Annotated in this window: 15 protein-coding genes; 9 read left to right on the top strand and 6 right to left on the bottom strand. The window is 54.9% G+C overall.

Annotated features, from left to right (window positions below; all coding sequences use genetic code 11):
• Window positions 1–114 precede the first annotated feature (114 nt).
• The gene (locus AC4EYZ_RS24660) at window positions 115–1,737 is read right to left on the bottom strand and encodes a BCCT family transporter (protein WP_041159481.1); all 1,623 of its coding nucleotides are present in this window, start codon (window positions 1,735–1,737) and stop codon (window positions 115–117) included.
• 129 nt (window positions 1,738–1,866) lie between these two features.
• Window positions 1,867–3,816 (bottom strand): winged helix-turn-helix domain-containing protein, encoded by a 1,950-nt coding sequence (locus AC4EYZ_RS24655; RefSeq protein ID WP_414126792.1) that lies wholly within the window; start codon window positions 3,814–3,816, stop codon window positions 1,867–1,869.
• Between the two features lie 221 nt (window positions 3,817–4,037).
• On the opposite strand from AC4EYZ_RS24655, the gene AC4EYZ_RS24650 reads away from it, so the two are divergent.
• Entirely contained in the window at window positions 4,038–4,643 is a 606-nt protein-coding gene (locus AC4EYZ_RS24650) for a DUF1326 domain-containing protein (protein ID WP_039859884.1), read from the top strand.
• 25 nt (window positions 4,644–4,668) lie between these two features.
• Window positions 4,669–5,430, top strand: coding sequence for a DUF2182 domain-containing protein (locus AC4EYZ_RS24645; RefSeq protein ID WP_233973979.1), 762 nt, complete (start codon window positions 4,669–4,671; stop codon window positions 5,428–5,430).
• 139 nt (window positions 5,431–5,569) lie between these two features.
• Here the strand turns inward: AC4EYZ_RS24645 and AC4EYZ_RS24640 are convergent, their stop codons facing one another.
• Both AC4EYZ_RS24640 and AC4EYZ_RS24635 read right to left on the bottom strand, forming a co-directional pair.
• Entirely contained in the window at window positions 5,570–6,877 is a 1,308-nt protein-coding gene (locus AC4EYZ_RS24640; RefSeq protein WP_009287860.1) for an ATP-grasp domain-containing protein, read from the bottom strand.
• A gap of 311 nt (window positions 6,878–7,188) precedes the next feature.
• Complete coding sequence (locus tag AC4EYZ_RS24635; protein ID WP_233973978.1) at window positions 7,189–8,310, bottom strand: endonuclease/exonuclease/phosphatase family protein; 1,122 nt, start codon at window positions 8,308–8,310, stop codon at window positions 7,189–7,191.
• Between the two features lie 255 nt (window positions 8,311–8,565).
• On the opposite strand from AC4EYZ_RS24635, the gene AC4EYZ_RS24630 reads away from it, so the two are divergent.
• The 6 genes from AC4EYZ_RS24630 to AC4EYZ_RS24605 all read left to right on the top strand — a co-directional run bounded on the left by AC4EYZ_RS24630 (window position 8,566) and on the right by AC4EYZ_RS24605 (window position 17,604).
• The gene (locus AC4EYZ_RS24630) at window positions 8,566–10,323 is read left to right on the top strand and encodes a sensor histidine kinase (protein ID WP_490204061.1); all 1,758 of its coding nucleotides are present in this window, start codon (window positions 8,566–8,568) and stop codon (window positions 10,321–10,323) included.
• Window positions 10,320–11,702, top strand: a complete 1,383-nt coding sequence (locus AC4EYZ_RS24625) for a sigma-54-dependent transcriptional regulator (protein ID WP_474192106.1) — start codon at window positions 10,320–10,322, stop codon at window positions 11,700–11,702. Before AC4EYZ_RS24630 ends, AC4EYZ_RS24625 begins: the two co-directional genes overlap by 4 nt.
• A 227-nt stretch (window positions 11,703–11,929) precedes the next feature.
• Entirely contained in the window at window positions 11,930–12,973 is a 1,044-nt protein-coding gene (locus AC4EYZ_RS24620) for a TAXI family TRAP transporter solute-binding subunit (protein WP_161463403.1), read from the top strand.
• Between the two features lie 81 nt (window positions 12,974–13,054).
• A complete protein-coding gene (locus AC4EYZ_RS24615; RefSeq protein ID WP_233973976.1) occupies window positions 13,055–15,187 on the top strand; it encodes a TRAP transporter permease in 2,133 nt (710 codons plus the stop codon).
• 165 nt (window positions 15,188–15,352) lie between these two features.
• Entirely contained in the window at window positions 15,353–16,294 is a 942-nt protein-coding gene (locus tag AC4EYZ_RS24610) for a cobyrinic acid a,c-diamide synthase (protein ID WP_233973975.1), read from the top strand.
• Between the two features lie 98 nt (window positions 16,295–16,392).
• Window positions 16,393–17,604 carry a toxic anion resistance protein gene (locus tag AC4EYZ_RS24605; protein WP_233973974.1) on the top strand — a complete coding sequence of 404 codons (1,212 nt, stop codon included), beginning with the start codon at window positions 16,393–16,395 and terminating at the stop codon, window positions 17,602–17,604.
• Window positions 17,605–17,659: 55 nt separating this feature from the next.
• On the opposite strand, the gene AC4EYZ_RS24600 is transcribed toward AC4EYZ_RS24605, so the two are convergent.
• A complete protein-coding gene (locus AC4EYZ_RS24600; RefSeq protein WP_027959459.1) occupies window positions 17,660–17,947 on the bottom strand; it encodes a sll1863 family stress response protein in 288 nt (95 codons plus the stop codon).
• Between the two features lie 103 nt (window positions 17,948–18,050).
• Window positions 18,051–18,911 carry an amidohydrolase family protein gene (locus tag AC4EYZ_RS24595; protein ID WP_474191599.1) on the bottom strand — a complete coding sequence of 287 codons (861 nt, stop codon included), beginning with the start codon at window positions 18,909–18,911 and terminating at the stop codon, window positions 18,051–18,053.
• An 89-nt stretch (window positions 18,912–19,000) separates the two neighbouring features.
• Here AC4EYZ_RS24595 and AC4EYZ_RS24590 point away from each other — a divergent pair, with 89 nt between their 5' ends.
• Window positions 19,001–19,759 carry a GntR family transcriptional regulator gene (locus AC4EYZ_RS24590; RefSeq protein WP_414126790.1) on the top strand — a complete coding sequence of 253 codons (759 nt, stop codon included), beginning with the start codon at window positions 19,001–19,003 and terminating at the stop codon, window positions 19,757–19,759.
• Window positions 19,760–19,787 lie beyond the last annotated feature (28 nt).

Genomic DNA, 19,787 nt, shown 5'->3' with positions numbered 1-19,787 from the left:
AGGCATATCCTTTGCCTCGCTTGCTTTAATGATGAGCCTTAAAGCGCACATTTACCGTGCGCTAACGAACATAGCAGTGAGGATTTTCAGGTATGCAGACTAGAAAGCGTTCATCTACTCATCCGGCGCTAACTCCTCACGTCTGGGCGGGCGCCCCACCTGCACTTCGCTAAGATCTTCTTGGGACAGGCCGCGGTATAACGCAAACATCATTGCAAACACCAAAATGAACATCGGTAGGCCAACAACGGTAATCACCTCCTGCAAAGCAGTAAGCCCGGCTTCGCCAGCAAGCACAATCAGCATCGCTGCCAGCATACCCTCCGAAACACCCCAGAAAACACGCTGATGCCATGGTCCGGGATCCGCACTGCCGGTACACAGCATATCGACAACCAGGGACGCAGAGTCTGATGACGTGGCAAAGAAGATCGCAACGATCACAACAGCCAAGCCCTGGATTAACGTAGCGGCCGGGAAGCTCTCGAAGAATGCGAACATAGCGAGGGGGATACTTTCACCTACGGCGGCAGACAAGATACCTGCCTGCTCTCCCAGTGCTTCTCGAGCATCGGGCCCAATCCCGTCGATCTCCATTGCCGACCAACCAAAAATTGCAAACCAAACCAGTGTGAAGATAGAGGGGGCAAAAAGCACACCAAGGACGAATTCGCGGATTGTGCGCCCGCGTGAAATTCGCGCCACAAAGATCCCGATGAAAGGCGACCACGTCACTGTCCAGGCCCAATAGAATACCGTCCAGCTACCCTGCCACCCCCAGGCGCCGCCATCCCTGGAATAGCTTGCCAGCGTGTCATTCCAGAAAGCCATGGGCAGCAGGTTCGTTATGTAGAGACCAAAGGTTTCGACCACAGCGCGCAAAAGGAAAACGGTCGACCCGGTAAAGAGTACAAACAACAACAGGCCGACGGCCATGGCGATATTGATATTAGAAAGCCGTTTCACGCCTGAATCCAGCCCCGCCACAATCGATCCCACAGCGACAGCCGTCAGCATGGCAATGATGAACACCTTGGTGATAACGGCATCTGGAATACCAAACAACTCCGTTAGCCCCGCATTGATCTGTTGGGTGCCCAGGCCGATAGAGACCGCTACGCCAAACAGGGTGCCAAGTATGGCGAAGACATCCAGAGATTTGCCGAGAGGGCCATAAATGCGCTCGCCTAACAGCGGATAGAATACTGAACTAAAACGCATCGGCAGATTATAGCGATAAATAAAGTAAGCAAAAGCCAGTCCGGGCATAGCGAAAATCGCCCAGGTATGTAGCCCCAGATGGTAGATCGAAAAACTCATGGCATCGTCGGCGGCTTCCACAGAGAAAGGCACAACATCCGGCCTGGGTGGATTAGAAAAGTGGGAAATGGGTTCGGCCACGCCCCAGAACATCAGCACCGTTCCGATGCCGCCTGCGAACAGCATGGTGAACCAGGAGATATTATTGTAGGCAGGTTTTGCATCATTGCCCCCCAAGCGGATCGCCCCGAACCGGCTAAGCGCCACCCACAGCAGAAACGCTACCCAACTTGTCACCCCTAAAATAAAAAACCAGCCAAGATTGGTAACAATCCATTCCCGCCCGGCACCAAAGGCTGCCCCGATGGGGCCCGGCGCAATCAGTAGCACCACAAGAAAAAGGATCATGATCCCTGCGGACGTGAAAAAAATGATGGGATCCGTCTTGAGGCCCAGTTTTCTCGCTAGTGCATCCATTATTATTCCTCCCGTGTCTTTCCACCAACATAGGAGTCATTGACCGATAACGCCAAGGGGCCAGCAAGCCATGATATTTTCCCAGGAGAAACTACGTATGATAACCACTGCCTGATAGACGACAATCGATTATCTCAGCCGATAACCCACTCCAGTCAACGTCTCTATCCGCGCAGACTGGCTGCCAAGTTTGCGGCGCAAGGTGCGTACAATGGCATCAACCACATTGCTGCCTCCTTGATATCGGGTACCCCAGACATGCTGCAACAGCTCACGACGGGACACTGCCTTACCCTGGTGTTCGACCAAATAGCGCATGACACCGAACTCCAGGGGCGTCAGCGCAACGGAGCCTTCCGCTAACATCAGTTGCCGGGCTTCGACATCTAACAAGGCAGGATCACGCTTTATGCCCAGCTCTGCCGCGGCAAGCTCCGCTAGCCAGCCATCCACAGACGCCGGCCCGAAATCGAGCACCGCACTCGGATAGCAAAGACCATCCAGCTCCACCTCCCATCCGCCAAGGACTTCAAACCCCAACCGCTGCGCCACTTGTTGGTAGGCGCCAAGATCGGTCGCTGTTAGATAGACCCGCCGCAGCCCAGGGCGCAGCTCCATATAGCTTCGCTTAAGATCCAGCCAGATAGCCGCCTGTATTTCACTGGGTGAATCGCCTTCATTGAGACTTAGCCAGCGGCGACAAAATAACGCCACCTCGCCCGACCGCATAGGCGACTGTTCAAGATGGGAATACCACTGGGCGGTCACCGGGTCGTTGAGTAACCAACTAGGCTCAACCTGATCGGAGCGCAGTTTGCAATACAACCCTTCGACCTCCCCGGTCACGCCCCGCACGATGGAAAACGCTTGAGGCAAGCGCCGCCACCATTGCAGCAGCAACTCGCTGGCCTGACGGCCATCATGGGCGCGGACAATCCCGGTAAGGGCTTCATCGTCTTGAGGCTGTGCCGCTTCCACGCTGTGAAGCGCCGTCACGGTGGGGAAAAACGCCTCACGCACCACGGGGTTTTCAATCAGGTAGAGCATGTCCGCCGTATAGCGCCAGAGATCGTCACTGGCCGCGGATAGCGACTCGCTGACCAGCTGTCGCCAGGCCGACCGACGATAGTCCAGGTAGCGGCTAGGGTCGCTGGCATGCAGGGAGCGGGCAAGCGGATCACGCACGGCCTCATGAATAATCAGCCCATCATGCATGCCATCCACAAAGGGCAACCTGCGCAGCCGCTCGTAGGCATCCTGGGGATCGAGTTCCGGAAACAATGCCTGTAACAGAGAGACCGTCACCCGGCGTAGCACCACGGCGCCCTCCAGCACATGTCGGCTCGCCGAATCTTCCACATCGGCAAGAAACATCCGACTCAGTTCATCAACCGCGTGCTGTAGCACCGTCTCTTGCGGCCACGAACGGGCGTGGTTTTCCCGGCTGGCGGTGGCCGCCAGTTTCAGCGCCAGCGGATGACCATGGGCGGCCCGGATCAGGGAGACCGCGTCTTCCTCTTGTATGCCATGCAAGTTAAGGAGCACTTGAGCCTCCGTCGGGCTCAACGGCTGTACCGGCACACTCTGAACCAAGCGCCCCCAGCCCGGCGCTGAAAACCAGACATCCAGAGGGCGTTGGCGACTGAAAAAGACGATGCGTACGTTATCCGGCAACAACGGGACAAATACCTGACGCAGCCAGGTATCGAGCAGCCTGAACACTTCGTAGGTGTCCAGCGCGAGAAGAACTGTGGGGCTCAGCAGGCCCAATCGCTCCACCAGCGTATCCACCCCCGATCCGCCATCCCCAATGGCGACACCTAGCGCATGTAAAAATCCAGGTTCGGTGGGCTCTATGTGGCGACAGTCCAGTCGGATGACGCTAGCACTTGCGTCATCCGCCTCGGCCGCCAATATGTCCAGCAGTGCCGTCTTACCAATGCCGGTAATACCGTAGACATGCACCACCCGAGGCCCTGCCGTCGCAAGCACACCGCGAAGAGTATCAAGCTCATTAGTGCGACCAACGAAACCCTGATAGGCCCGGTTGGTCGTCAAATCCGACGTACATTGCCACATGGCTGGTTTCTCTACGTGTCAGGCTTAGCTGATACCTGAGTTCAGCATAGCTACAAATACCACCCGACACAGTAGTTGCGCGCCGAACGATGACACTCAGATGCAATTCTCACGTAATTCTCATCAGTTCCTCACATCCCGCGAGCGATTCAGCGCTATAACAAGAGATACCCAAAAAGAAATATCACAAAAGCCATCCAACGACGTTAGGAGGAGACGACATGAATCCCCAATGGAGCCTGAAAGGCGACTACCTCGAAAGCTGCAATTGCAAAGGTGCCTGCCCGTGTATCTACCTCGGCAGCCCTACCGAGGGTGAATGTACCGCCCTGGTGGGCTGGCACATTACTCAAGGCCAGTTCGAGGCAGTGGATCTCGGCGACAGGAATGTGGCTATCGCCCTGCACTCCCCCGGCCCCATGGCCGAGGGAAACTGGAAAGTCGTGCTGTATATCGACCAGCGGGCAGATGAGGCCCAACAGGAAGCGCTAAGCCGCATCTTCGGCGGCCAGGCTGGTGGCCACCCGGCGCTGTTGGCCACCTTTATCGGCGAGGTGCTCGCGGTAGAACACCTTCCCATCCAGTTTGAAGTGGAAAAGGGGCATCGACATCTGAAACTTGGCCAATCCGCCAACACGGAAATTACCGCCCTGGAGGGCCAGAACGGCGCTGAGGTGACCATTCATCATCACCCGTTGGCGGTAGCGCCGGGCGAGTCTCTGGTAGTGGCCAAGTCGCAATCATTGCTGCACCGTGCTTACGGCATCAACATTGATCTTAGCGAACGCAGTGCGTTTTATTCACCCTTCGCTTACAGCGGGTCTTGAGGGGGCATTGGCGATGGAACTGACGATGAGCACTCTCCATGCCCGGGAACGCTTACTGACCTGGTTAGCACTGATAACCGTGGCAATATTGGCGTGGGGTTACCTGATTATGCACGGCATGCACGCGCAAATGCCGATGAATGGGGAGATGGCCAGCACAGGCGACGACGGCATGAGCGTGCTGGTCACGGCCACTGTGATGTGGAGCGTGATGATGGTGGCCATGATGCTACCCAGCGCTAGCCCCATGCTGCTTACTTTTCTGCGCATCCACCAGCAGCGCGAACGCGAGGCAGGTGCCAGCGCAGCCACCTGGGTTTTCATAGCAGGTTACCTTGCCGTGTGGCTGGCGTTTGCGGTGGCAGCCGCCGTCATGCAATGGGCATTGCAGCAGAGTGCGCTGTTAAGCTCATCCATGGGCCACGTCACCCCACTGTTTGGAGGCGCCCTGCTGGTAACCGCAGGTGCTTTCCAGTTCAGTGATCTTAAACAGGCCTGCCTGAACAAGTGTCGTTCGCCCTTAAGCTTTCTGATGACCGAATGGCGCGAAGGCAACGGCGGAGCGCTGATCATGGGGCTCCGCCATGGCGCCTACTGCACCGGCTGCTGCTGGGCCTTGATGCTGCTGATGTTTGTCGGCGGCATTATGAGCCTAGTTTGGATGGCAGGACTAGCCCTTTATTTTCTAGCAGAGAAGCTACTCCCCCAAGCAGAACGGATTAGCCAAATCAGTGGGTTCCTACTCGCTGGTGTAGGCGTCATCATTTTGCTGTCTGCTGCCTATTAAATCGAATTACCTTGCCTTTTGGTGGGGCCACTCCCGCAGCGTTGGCAAAATAAAGGGCGCCTATATCAATATCGGGATTATGGAGTACTCCTGACACTGATATACGCGCCCATAGCTCAGCGTATTGCGCTATCGAACGTTAGACGTAAAAGTCCAGATCCTCTTGGGCTTTTAGCAGATCGCGCATCTTGATGGGATCGTCGCCAAAGAAGAAGATGAGCCCCCAATGAGTCCCGAAAGCAGACCGGTCAGGCACTGTCTCTTCTGCCGGTGCGACCAGTTCGTGTGACTCGAAGTACGGGTGATTAATCGTCTCTTCAGGCATTTCCAGCTTGCTGACAACACGACGTCGTGGGTATACACCAAAACAACCTGCGTAACCCTTCGCATCGACTACTTCGCGGGGGAAGAACGCCGCTACTTCTTCTTTCGTACTTTTCGGGTCGAACACCAACATTGACGCTTGATAGGCGTTAAAACCGTAGGCTTTTTCGATCAGTTCGAAAGCTTTGAAGCCGGGTGGGCGGTAGGCAACTTCGCCAAAGTACATCTCACCGTCAGCTGTCACGAAGTACTCGGGGTGAATCAAGCCGAACTGGATGTCGAAGGTTTTGATCAACAGCTCGATCTGTTTGGTGATCGCATTGCGCCAGCTCTCAAGCTCCTGGGTAGCAGGCACGAACACCGAGTAGCCTAACGTCACGTATTCCGAAATATTCAGGAACTGAATTTTGCCATCGTGTATCCAGGCTTCAACGGCAAACTCCCAGCCGCTCAAGTGACTCTCCATCAGCAGCGGATACTCCTCATCCGGAATGTTATCAATTTCTTCTAACGTTCGGATCATCCGGTGGCCAAGACAACCGGCTTTATCGAATGCTTTGACGTGTATCGGGTCATCCGGATCACCATCAAGCTTGAGCAGCGTTTGATTGACACGCTTCATAAAGCGGACGATGTCTTCTTTTTCGTGCGCCTCTTCAAATATCCCAACGCGGATACCGCCAAGCTGGGCACGGCGCTTCATCAAGGCCTTATCACGGAATAGAATAGACTGACCAAACATGCGTGGGCTGTCGAGAAGTACGGAGTTGATGGCACCTGACCACTCAACGGTTTCTTCAAACAGTGGGATGGCGACGTCTACGCCTTCAGCTTTCAACTTTTCGGCAATCTCCATGGAACGATCATTCAAGCGAATAAAATCCCAGGAAATGAACGGTATATTGTTCGCAGCACAGAAATCCTCAGCCCATTCGGGAGCAACGACGATATAGCGACGGTCAAACTTTTGCGCCGCCTTAATCGCGTTAATACTCCATCCAAGTAAGGCAATGTAACCTTTGTTCGGATCTTTGGGTGTCTCGGTACCTTTCACCGAGTCCATTTCCGGGTCACGCCAGGCCGCTACTGCTTCGGGTAATTGCTTTTCTGATGTTATCGACATTTGATGTCCTCCTTGCTGGTTAACCCAAATTGACTGGGCTGAAACTGGAGCGCACCAAGTGAGCCAAGCCGCAGTCAGTGGTGTTCAGAAACGATTGAGTAAGCCAGCATCAGGGTTTTTTTAGCGCACCCGTCGTAACTAAGCTAGTCGATACGGTTACAAATGGCAATTAAACTGTAGAGCTTCTGTTGAATAACTGTAGAAGTTATCTCACCGATAGATGGGGATAATTTTTAAAACGCAGTTGATCAACAGCAACCCTATGCATTGAAAAAATTCAGAAGGTCGAGCCTTTATTACCGCGTCATCGATTAACCACCATCATGTTCTGCAGCGTCTTCAGCTCCCTCCTCGACCATCTCTTCGGCCTCCTGCTCCTCTTCTGCGGAAGCTTCAGGCCTTCCTTGATCTTTGCGACCAACGGTAAGCGTGGTAGAGAGGCCAAAGTGGTCAGAGCCTTGCACCTTCACTATGTCGATATCAATAAGATGAAAACCGTCAGAAACGAAAAGATGGTCAATTGGGTATCGCCACCATGGGTATTCCGCATGGTAGGTGCTGAGCAATCGCCGGCCACGGCGGGGATCTTTGAGATCACTCAAGTCAGCGAAAAGCTTGGTGGTGTCAGACCACGCAACGTCATTAAAGTCACCGGTGACGATCCAGCGGTTGTCTGGGTCTTTTTCCACATGACGAGCAATAAGCATGAGCTCTGCATCGCGTTCTCGGCTGTCCCGTCGTTCGTCCTCGTTGCTGACGGTTCGTTCCTGCAGACCTGGCGGAACCGGATGGGCGCCAACGAAGCGCACTGGCCCGATGTTTGGCACATCAATCGTTGCGAAAATGGAAGGCCGACGCTCAGAGACCAAATATTCAATCTCCTGCTCCAGCAGCGGAATCCGTGACCATAGCACTATCCCAAGGCCCTCATCGCGCACCTCCCCTACCCTATGGGCGTACTCCTCATCAAGTGGCGCTAGCCCATCAGCCCAAGCGCTATTAATTTCGATTAGCAGTAGTAAATCGGGATCCTCGCGCTGAACCATTGCCACTACCTCAGCGTACTGATCATTTTTGTAGTCAACATTTGCCGTTAGCACTTTTAACGTCGTCTGGTTTTCGCCGGGTTGAACCTCAGCGGTGGGCACCTCGGTCGACCAAACGGATGTAAATGGCAGGATGTGCGTTAAGTGCCACCCTCCCACTGCAAGGATGACCACTCCCCACACGGCGTGCTCTTTTGTTGGGCGCTTTAGCCAAGCGTGCACGCCTAGCAGCAGTAGTGGTAAGACCAACGCGCCCGTTAGCTGCAGTCGTGGAAAATCCCACAGCCTGATCCACCACTGACCGCTGGGTATTAATGGCAGCAAGGCCACCACTACCATTAAGAGCACCAACAACCGGATAACCCAGAGAAGGAGTTTTAACAACATGAAACCTCTCAAACGCGACAACGGTAACCGGGAGAATCCCGGTTATACCGGCCTAGATTGCCGCGGATATTGTGACGATTTAAGCATACCCCTCTCTGGATAGCTGCATGCCCTCTGCAAACCGTATCCCGCCATAGTGGCAAAGCGATCATCACATCGATAGAGCCCGGAAAAACGCATACCGAAAATGGGACTGATCACGCCCAGGTGATAAGCTCACCAGCCTGCATAGATTCGACCTTTGAGGTAAGCATAGTGACGAGGAAAACCTTGCTACGTGCCCTGGTTCTGCCAACGCTGACAGCGCTGGTGTTTTTGGGTCTGTGGTGGTTATGGTATTGGCAATACAGCCAAGTCCAAGCCGATTCACATCGTCACGCTGAAAATCGCTTGGCGCTCTACACGAGCAGCCTGCAAGGGGCGCTAGAGCGTTTTACCTACCTGCCCGGGCTACTCGCCCAACACCCTTTAATTCATGCAGCGCTTCGCGAACCCAATGATATATTTCTGACGCAGGCTAACCAGCATCTGGCCTTGGTGGCCGAACGCTCCGGCGCCGAAACGATCTTTCTCATGAATGACCAAGGGGTCACGCTGGCCAGCAGCAACTACGAACTCGAGCAAAGCTTCATCGGCCACGATTATCACTTCCGACCCTATTTTTTCGATGCTATGGAGGATGGTAGCGGTGAATTTTTTGCGGTTGGCAGCACTACTGGACAGCCAGGTTACTTCAACTCTTACGCCGTCACTTTTTCAGACACTGCCACCGCAGGAGTGCTTGCGGTCAAGGTCTCTCTGGAGGCGCTCCAGGAAGATTGGCGCCGAGCAAATGAAAACGTCATATTGTCAGATGCCAACGGCGTAGTTATCCTTTCCAGCCGCGAGCAGTGGCGTTTTGGGCACATCGATCAACTTTCTGACGCCGCCTTAGAGCAGATTAATGCCCAACGCCAATTTCTTGATGAACCGCTCCCCCTATTGGGACGCCGCCTTCCTGACGACACCCTGGTAATGGAGGCTCAAGGAGAAGACGAACGTTTTCTGATCACCTCCTCATCGCTTTCCACGCTTGGCTGGTCGATGCATTACCTGAGCCCAGTGCAGCCGCTTTATACCAGTGCCCGCAACATGCTTTTGGCCGGTCTGATAACACTTTCCGCTTTACTGTTACTCGGCCTGTGGCTACGAGAACGACAAAAACGCCACCGCATGCGCGATGCTCAGGCGCAGATTATCCAGCAAACCAATATACGCCTGGAAGAGCGCGTCCAGGAGCGTACCCGGGCATTGGAAGATGCCCAGACCGAGCTGGTTCAGGCAGGTAAATTGGCCGCCTTGGGCACCATGGCGGCAGGTATCGCCCATGAGCTGAACCAGCCACTGTCCGGCATACGTACCTATGCTGCCAACGGCGAACGGCTGCTGGCGATGGGTCGTCAGGAAATGGCTAGTGATAACTTTCAACGCATTCAGGTATTGAGCAAGCGCCTGGCTCGGCTGATCGAACAACTCAAACTCTTCGCCCGCAAAGGAGGCAGCCTGGAGAGTGTCGATCTTCAAGCCAGCCTAAACTTCGTGCTTGAGCTACTCGAGGAACGCTTTCAGCAACAAAAAGTACGCCTTGAGCGTAACGGCGCCTGGCAGCAGCCACTGCTGGTACGCGGAGATGAAGTCCGCCTTGAGCAGCTACTTACCAATCTGCTTGGGAATGCTTTAGATGCCTTAAACGAAACGCCTGACGGCGTGATTTACCTTCACGCCGAAATAATCCCGACGCAAGTAATTTTGACCATTCATGATAACGGCCCGGGTTTGCCCCCAGAGGTTATCGAGCACATGTTTGACCCTTTCTTCACCACCAAGCCAGTTGGGGAAGGTTTAGGGCTGGGACTGTTTATCAGCTACGGTATTGTTCAGGATCTTGGCGGCAAGCTTAGCGCTGGCAATCAACCTACTGGAGGGGCTTGGTTTCGATTGGCGTTACCGCATGGAGAGGAGACTCCGTCATGACACAACCATCTTCTAACGCCTTCTCTCGCATACTAGCCGCCACGCTATCGGTTTGGTTGGTGGAAGACGAAGCAGATGTACGCGATTCGCTTAGTCAATGGCTGGAAGTATCAGGACTAGCGGTGCGAGCGTTTTCCCGTGCCCGCGAAGCGCTTAAGGCACTTCAAGATGATCAGCAGTGCGGCGTATTGATCAGTGACATCAAGATGCCGGAGATGGATGGCCTGGCCCTGTTTGCCGCCGTGCAAGAACTCGACACGCCGCCGCCTGTGATTCTGATTACGGGCCACGGTGACGTGCCCATGGCGGTGGCCGCAATTCAGCAGGGGGCTTGGGATTTTGTACAAAAGCCCTTCGATCCTGAGCGCTTGGAAGAGTGCGCGCGTCGAGCGTTGGAGCATCGCGCCCTGGCGCTGGAAAATTTGCAGTTGCAGCAGGCACTGCGGCATAACTATTTGAACACTCGGCTGCTCGGCGACTCTGCGCTGATGCAGGAGCTACGACGCCAAGTGGAAAACCTGGCCGCCAGCCGCGCCAACATAGTTATCAATGGCGAAACTGGTAGCGGCAAAGAGGTCGTGGCCCGAGCTCTCCACGATTTCGGTACCGGCAATCAAGGCGCTTTCGTGGCTTTGAACTGCGGTGCAATGAACAGCGAGTTGATCGAGTCGGAGCTTTTCGGGCATGAGAAAGGCGCCTTTACCGGGGCCGGAGAGCAGCGCATCGGGCGTCTGGAAGCCGCTAGCCACGGCACCCTGTTCCTGGATGAAATTGAGTCACTGCCGCTATCTGCACAGGTCAAGCTGTTGCGTGCGCTACAGGAAGGCGAAATCACTCGTCTGGGTAGCAATCAGGTGATTCACCTGCAGCTTCGCGTCGTGGCGGCAAGTAAAGAAAACTTATTAGAGATGGTCGCTGAGGGCAGTTTTCGAGAGGATCTCTATTATCGCTTGGCGATTGCCGAGCTGGCGATTCCACCCTTGCGTGAGCGGCGCGAAGATATTCCCTTACTGTTTCGCCACTTCTGTCACCAAGCCGCCGAGGTTCATGAAAGGCCTCTCCTCGAGCCTACAACGGAGCTACTTGCCGCCCTGGGTAATCACCGTTGGCCGGGAAACTTGCGCGAACTGCGCAATATTGCGACACGCTTTATTTTGGGACTGGATCTGCCCTGGCAAACGTCGAGTGTGCCGCTATACCAAGCCAGTGCCCTTTCGGCGCGCATGGAAGCATTCGAAGCCACGGTTCTGAAAGAGTCGCTAAAGCGCCATGCCGGTAATATTCAAGCGGTACTGGAAGAGCTTGACCTGCCCCGCCGCACGCTCAACCAGAAGATGCAGCGCCATCAGTTGCGCCGTGAAGATTTTCTCGTTCCCTAGACATCATTTAGGAAGGCTTTATTCATCGGCCATTTGTTGCCGATGATGGCGAAAACCATCGGCAACAAATGGCCGATAGCCGCGCCGCCAGCTTCGCCTTTCGTCGAATACGAAAACATGCAAACATTTGATTAATATCTGGTTATTTAAAGTTGGCTAGCTTCTCGCTCTATGGGGAAACGGAGTAGCGATTACTCCCATAATTCCAATAAGCCAGGAGCAACTCCATGCTGAAACGTCAATTTCTCAAAACCACACCTATTCTCAAAACCACATTGTGCCTTGCTACCGCCGCAGCAATCGGGGTCAGCACCTCCGCTGCTATCGCTCAGGAGAGTGATCAAGGCGGCCAGTACATCATGGGCACCGCGACCACCGGCGGGACTTTCTACCCGGTAGGCGTAGCGCTCTCCACCCTGGTACGCGTCAAGCTAGAGCCCACCCATGGCATCTCTGTTTCCGCCATCAGCTCGGCTGGTTCGGCCGAAAACCTGCGCCTGATGGACGACAGCCAAGCCCAATTCGGCATTCTACAAGCGCTTTACGGCGCCTGGGCTTGGTCAGGTGAAGGCCCGGTACCTAAGGCCTACGACAACGTACGCTCAATCTCCATGCTATGGCAGAACGTCGAACACTTCGTGATGCGCGACGAGCTTGTCGAAACCGGTACTATTGACGATCTGGTCCAGCTATATGGGCGCGGCTTCTCCATCGGCGCACGCAATTCCGGCACCGAAGGCTCCGGTCGGCAAATTCTTGCCGGTCTGGAAATTGATCCGGAGCAGATGAATATCGCCTACCTGGGTTACAGCGCCAGCGCTGATTCTATGCAGAACGGCAATATAGACGGCATGAACATACCGGCGGGCGTGCCGGCTTCCGCGGTGACCAGTGCTTACGCCAACATGGGTGGTGACATTACCACGCTGAATGTGACCGCAGAGCAGCTTGAGCGAATCAACGGCCAATATCCGGTGTGGAGCGCTTTCGACATTCCCGCCGACACCTATCCTGGCCAGGAAGCGCCGATCAACACTATTTCTCAGCCCAACATTCTGGTGGTCAACGCCGATGTTCCGGAAGAGCACGTGTATCAGATCACCAAGGCAATGTTTGAGAACCTGCCGTTCCTGAATAACATTCACCCAGCGACGCGCGATATGACACTCGAAAAAGCCCTGGATGGCCTGCCGATGCCCCTGCATCCCGGTGCTGCACGCTATTTCCAGGAGCAGGGCATGGAAATACCCGAGCATCTTCTCGAAGGCTAATGCCTCCCCAGCCTAGTATCCGCCCGGCACAGTTCGGGTGGATGTCCTTTCTATGCCTTACCGTGTTCCATGAGGTACACCATGAGCCATTCGACACCTGATACGGTGCGCGACGAATTCGCAAGCGATGCGGCGGAGCGCCCCGAACACCCTTGGCTTGGCCGGATTCTGAGCCTACTCGCCATCGTCGTTGCCCTGTCGCATATCTATTTCAATACCCTGGGCACAATCTCAGAGGTCTGGGTCAGCGCCCTTCACTTCGGCATGTTCGGTCTGTTGTGCGCCCTTTCCGTGCCTATGTTTAAAGCACGCTCTGCTAACGGCCAACGACTATTACTTGCGGTCGATGTGTGTCTCGGCCTGGCCGCCCTGGGCTGTGCGTTTTATTTGATTGGTTTTGAAGATGCGCTCTACGCCCGCGGGGTGCGCTTTTCCTTGGCTGACTGGGTTGTTTCGATCACCGCTTTAGCGCTGGTACTTGAATTTGCCCGCCGTACTACAGGTTGGTTCATCCCGCTGCTCTGTATCATTGCGTTGACCTACGTTGCCTGGTGGGGGCGTTATATAGGTGGGGTATTCAATTTCCCCGGACTGAATTGGGAAACCGTACTCTTTCGCAGCTTTCTCGGCGGCGATGGCATTCTAGGCTCGATAGCCAATATTTCCTGGTCCTATGTCTTCATGTTTATTCTCTTTGGCGCCTTTCTGGTACGTTCCGGTGCTGGAGAGTTCATCATCGAGTTGGCGCGCTGTGCCGCTGGTCGTTTTGTTGGCGGCCCAGGCTTCGTCGCGGTGTTTGCATCCGGGCTGATGGGGTCAGTCTCGGGTTCCAGTGTGGCAAATACGGTCTCTACCGGTGTGATTACCATTCCGCTGATGCGCAAGGCTGGTTTTCCACCACGCTTCGCTGCCGGTGTTGAGGCGGCGGCTTCTACCGGTGGTCAGCTCATGCCTCCAGTGATGGGTGCGGGTGCCTTTATTATGGCCTCCTATACCCAGGTGTCCTATCTCACCATCATCGGCGTCGCCGCCCTTCCCGCGCTGCTGTACTTTCTCTCGGTGGCCATGTTCGTGCGCATCGAAGCCAAACGGAGCGGTACCCAGCAGGTAGAAACCGAACAGGCACCTAAACTAATTGACGTGCTAAAGGGTGGCTGGCACTACCTGCTACCGTTGGTGATTCTGGTCGCGGCGCTTGTTAATGGTTTCACCCCTACTTACGCTGCAGGTATCGCCATCTTATCCGTGGTGGGTGCTTCCTGGCTGTCACGCACCCCCATGAAACTTCAGGCGATAATCGATGCCTTGGTGCTGGGTACCCGGAACATGATTTCCACCGCGATTCTGCTGCTGACGGTCGGATTAATCGTAAACGTGGTCTCCACGACCGGTATCGGTAATATTTTTTCGTTGATGATCGCCGACTGGGCGGGCGGTAGCCTGTTAATCACCATCGTGTTGATTGCATTGGCCTCCCTGGTACTAGGCATGGGTCTGCCAGTGACGGCCGCTTATATCGTATTGGGCACGCTATCAGCACCAGCGCTTTATGGTTTGATGGCGGAAAGCCATCTGCTGGAGCTGATCATGGCCGGTGACCTGCCTGAGCAGGCACGGGCGATCTTTATGCTTGCCGCTCCGGAAGCACTAGAGGCGTTGAACGCACCGATGGATGCCGCCAGTGCCCAGGAACTCTTGGCGGTCGTCCCGGACAACTTCCGTTCGCAGCTTTACGAGCAAGCGCTTTCATCGCATACGTTGTCGATGCTGCTGGTCGCGGCGCATATGGTGATCTTCTGGCTCTCTCAGGACTCTAACGTGACGCCGCCGGTATGCCTTACCGCCTTCGCCGCGGCGGCTATCGCCAAAACCCCGCCTATGCGCACAGGCTTTACCGCCTGGAAAATTGCCAAGGGCCTCTACATTATTCCGCTACTGTTCGTGTGGTCGCCAATGATCACCGGTACACCGATGGAGATGCTGGTGGTGTTCGCCTTCGCGCTGTTCGGTATCTACGCCATTATTGCGGGACTGGAAGGCCACTTAGAAAGCGCGTTGCCCTGGTGGCTTCGTCTCGCTATGTTCCCCATCGGTGCCTTGATGCTATGGCCCCATGGAACCTTGCTGCTGGACTTCCTGGGCTTGGCACTGTTTGTTGCCACGTTGGTGTGGAGCTCTAAACGCGACCGTCAAATGGTTCCTGCTACAACCTAACGCATAGCAGACAATGCAAGAACAGAATGGCCGCCACCTACTCAAAGGGGCGGCCTTTTTGTACAACTGAACTGAGTCGAGTACATCTTGGTTGGTACTTAGCGACCTATCTCAGTTATTCTACACGCAGTGTTTGCGTTCCATGACTGAAGGATAGCCATATCTATGTTGGGATTCCTGCAGGGATTTTCCTATGGCCTGTTTATGACCTGCCTGCCCTGGCTACTGGTCGGCCTCTTCAATCCTGGCCTGGCGCTTCCAGTGTCGACTACCAGTCGTCTCCAGGTAATCGCCCGCTATTGCCTAGTGGTTCCCTTCATCAGCATGCTGCTATGGCTGACCTCCCTATGGGGTGGTTTCAGCCCCAGCCTGTTTGGCTGGTTGACAGGCATCGTCGCCATTCCTGTAGCACTTCCTATCGAGCGAACGCTACGCGGCTGGCTGGCCCGCCGCCGCGTGCGTCGCCATGAGGCTCAACGAGAGGCCGCAGCACAGCAGCGCCGTGCTCAAGAGGAGCGCAACGCCTATGAAACGGGTGTGTCGGTGCTCGACCCCGCAAGGCCACCCGTGGGGGCCGACGATCTAGTCTTGGCCATGTGCCGGGCCAAGCAGAACTTGCTCGATGTGCACCGTCCCGACTTGGCAATCCTGACAGACCGCCTATACAGCCGCTACCGCCATGTGATGGACGTACTAGGCGACCGATTCCATACTGGCGAGCTGGCTTTCGAGCGCTCGCAAGGCTTGGTCACTCAAGTCTGTTTCGGCGCGGTGGATACGTTGACGGCCATGGCCTCCCAAGCACGTGGTGTGGTTAGCGTGGACGGTAATTACGTACGAGGTCGACTGGAGCGGGAAGGCAAACGATTAAGCGATGAAGAGCGTGCTGCCCTGGTGCGTCGCCTCGATTTGCTAGTGGAAACCGAGCACCGGCTGAATAAGCTCTCTGCCCGCATCGAATCCGCCTTGACCGTGCTCGACGATACCGCTGTTTCCATGGCGCGCATCGAGACGGCTCGCCCCCAGGCGTCGGTCACCACCGAAAAAGCGCTGGAAGATCTGCGCCGCTTCGTCGACGGGGCCGATCGTTATGCCCGCAAGGATTAAGCTAGCCGGTAGTGCTAACGTGCAGTTTTCACTCTGTTGTATTTAAACCGTTTTATTTCATCGCATTTTTAATAGCTTTAATAGCCCAGGAGATCTCTATGGCTCAGCAATCCGATGACAAACGTCGCCTCTCCCTGCCGCCGGTGGACGAGATCGCTGACCAGTTGGGAGCTAGTCGATTGGGTGCAAGTCAGGCTGAATCGGTAACCCCCGATGAGCGTGATATCGACCCTGAGCTTGAGGCGATGGCCGACCGCTTTGTCGAGGATATCCTCGCCGAAGGTGATGAGGAGTCAGTAGTTCGCCAGCGCCGTGCCGTGGATGAGATGGGCCTTGAACTGCAGCAGCAGGCTGCCCATCGCAGCGCCATGCTGCAAACACCGCTGCGTAAGTTGGCCCACCAAGGCGACGAAGGTGGGCCGGTTGCCAAGGCACTGACCGATCTGCGTGGGCGCATGGAAGGGCTCGACCCTGCACGCCATCGCCTGGCGCCGACTACATTGGATCGCGTTCTGGCGGTCATTCCCGGCTTGGATAGCCGCTTGCAGCGCTACTTTCGTAAGTTCGAGAATACCCAGCAGGCCTTGGATGCGATCATCGAGGATCTGGAAAGCGGACGAGACATGCTGCATCGTGACAACCTCACCCTGAACGATGACCAGCAGGCGTTAACTAAAATCCTTGGCGAGCTGAACCGCCAAATTGCGTTGGGCCGCATGATCGACCACCGCCTGCAAGATGAAATAGCCGCTCGCGATGGCGATGATCCGCGACGTCAATTTCTTGAGGAAGAACTGCTCTTCCCCCTGCGTCAGCGTATTGTGGATCTACAGCAGCAACTGGCAGTAAGTCAGCAAGGCGTACTGGCGCTAGAGGTGATTATCCGCAACAACCGGGAATTAATGCGCGGCGTGGACAGAGCCATTAACGTCACCGTGTCGGCGCTCACCGTTGCGGTCACGGTGGCCATGGCAATGGCTAATCAGCGCCTGGTGCTGGATCGTATCGAAGCCCTCAATACGACCACATCGCAGATGATTGGCGGCACTGCCAAGGCTCTGCGACAGCAAGGCGTGGACATCCAGAAGCGTGCCTCCTCCGCAATGCTCGACATGCAAGTGCTTGAGGAGGCTTTCAGCGAGGTGATGGGCGCCATCGACGATCTATCAAGCTATCGGCAAGAAGCCCTACCCCGCCTGGATGAGCAAATCGACCGCCTGGCGACCCTGGCAAAGCAGGGAAATGCGTCCATCGAGCGTCTTCAAGAAGGCAGCGAATCGCAACCACAAGAGGGCCGCGACCCCAGCTAACTGTTCAGGCTTTTTTAAGTGAAACGCATGATTTGAACAAGGTTAGTTGAATAAGCTATTTGAAACGAGAAGAGGCATCCCGGAAGGCTTTACGCATCAACTCCCACGAGTCTTCCATACCTTGGCGGACAGTCTCCCAGGCCGCTTCGCTGGCATGCTGAAGCTCATCGAGCCTTTGCTGAGTCTCCGCCTGGCGCTTCTTGAGTCGCTCGATGTCCTCTTGGTACTTGACCCTCGCTTCGTCGCTCGCCTGACGAGCTTTGGCGGTGAGCTTATCGATATCAGCATTCCACTCGTCGAGCCTGGCTTTCATTTCTTCAACGAATTCGTCACGCTGTCTCATTGTGATATCTCCCCTTCAGTAACGGGCTCCAGTTCGAAGTGGATATCCCCCTGTTTCCAATCCGAGTCATATGTCAGCCCTCTTAGCAGTTGGTATACCCTCGCTATGAATCACTCAGGCGAAACAGGGCTCTAGGACTCGCATCAAGAATGTGCTGGCGATCATCAGCATCTCTAACCCAGTCATTGAGCCATCCGTAAGTATCGTGGTAAGTGTGTTTATTCTCATGGCGCGTCCATGGCCAGTCACTGCCCCACACTAACCGATCACGTCCAAGATGATGCAACAATGCCTGGACATGCGGTCTGAGGTCAAACACAGGCGAACGATAGGGGGCTGAGAGCTTCACCCAGGTTCGTTCTGCCTGTCCTGACTCAAGCAGAAGACGACAGCCTGGGTCTTGCATAGGAACGTCGTCGACTGGCAGCCCAATATGATCAATGACTAACTTCACGCCATGCTCATGTAATGCTGGAAAAATTTCAGGTAACCGGTTCCCTTCCAGATGCAGCTCAAGATGCCAGTCCATAGCTTTAAGATTATCTAGAAAGTCTATCCATTGAGGATCCTTGAGGTTTGGCAATGCGCTGCGCCCCTCAATGAGATTCCATCGCACCCCTACAATACCTGCAGCATCAAGGACGGCTATCTCCTCTAGCGTCGTCTCCTTGGCTAGCTGAACGACCCCGCGATACGCATGATTAAGCCTGGAGAGAATTTCGAGCAGCTGCCGGTTGTCGTTTCCCAAAAAGCTCGGCTGCACCAGTACCCCGCCTCTTAATTTGCAGCTTTCTAGGTTTTCTTGCCAATTCAAAAGTGGTGCAGGACGGGATGGACTGTAGTTAGACCCATTGGCTTCCTTAACAGCCCTGTAGACATGAGCATGACAATCAAAACCTAATTTCACTTTTGGCACCTCATTACGTTCTGACTGGGGATTTCGTATCCCTAAGTTGTTATACATAAGTCTAGTTCTCTAGAGAACTGGTTGACTGGAAGTATACACGGGTCTTCAATGACCTCAAGAAATCAAGATAACCACTGGGTGACCCTATGCGAGCCAGATTCACTGCTAATACGGATGGAAGACTCCCCCTGTATGCCAAACTCCGCGATCAATTAGGGTCAAGGATAGCCAATGGTGAGTGGAAACCAGGCGACATGCTTCCCTCGGAGAACCGTTTAGCCGAAGAGTATGGTGTTGCTTTAGCAACCATGCGGATGGCTATGAAGCAGCTAGTTGATGAGGGGCTATTGGATCGCCGGCGAGGTACCGGCACTTTCGTTAAGCAACCTGCCTTTCGGGCCGACCTGTTTCGTTTTTTCCATGTACATGATGTGGAAGATCCCGATGTACCCGTTATTCCGGAAAGTCGAATTCTCAGTCATCAGGAAGTCGCCCTTCCCGCCGACGTAAAGCAGGCCTTTGGCGAAGAATCAGTCAGCCACTGTATAAAGTTGGAACGTGTTCGCCTTTGGTCAGGCGACCCGTTGCTGTTTGAAGAAATTTATCTACGTCTGCCCGATTTCAACGGGCTCATGTCGCTGAATCCAAAAGCGATGGGCCCTTTGTTGTATCCCGTATTTCTGGAGGAATTCGGGATTTTGATCTCGTCGGCAACCGACGAGCTGTCGTTCGGCACCGCCACCAAGGCCAGTGCAAAGCATCTAGAACTAGCTACTGGGGCACCGGTCGCCGCCATCCAGCGCATTGCCCGCAATCCTGCAGGCAGGGTCATCGAGTTTCGACGAGTACACGGAAGGCCTGAGCGGTTCCGCTACCGTGTCACGCTCGGTGATCAACCTGCTTGAGATCGCATTAAATGCACACCTCATCACC

The organism is Vreelandella sp. 162(4c), from assembly GCF_058152265.1.
Note: the sequence above shows the minus strand (reverse complement) of the source record. Positions and strands in the feature narration are given on the sequence as shown.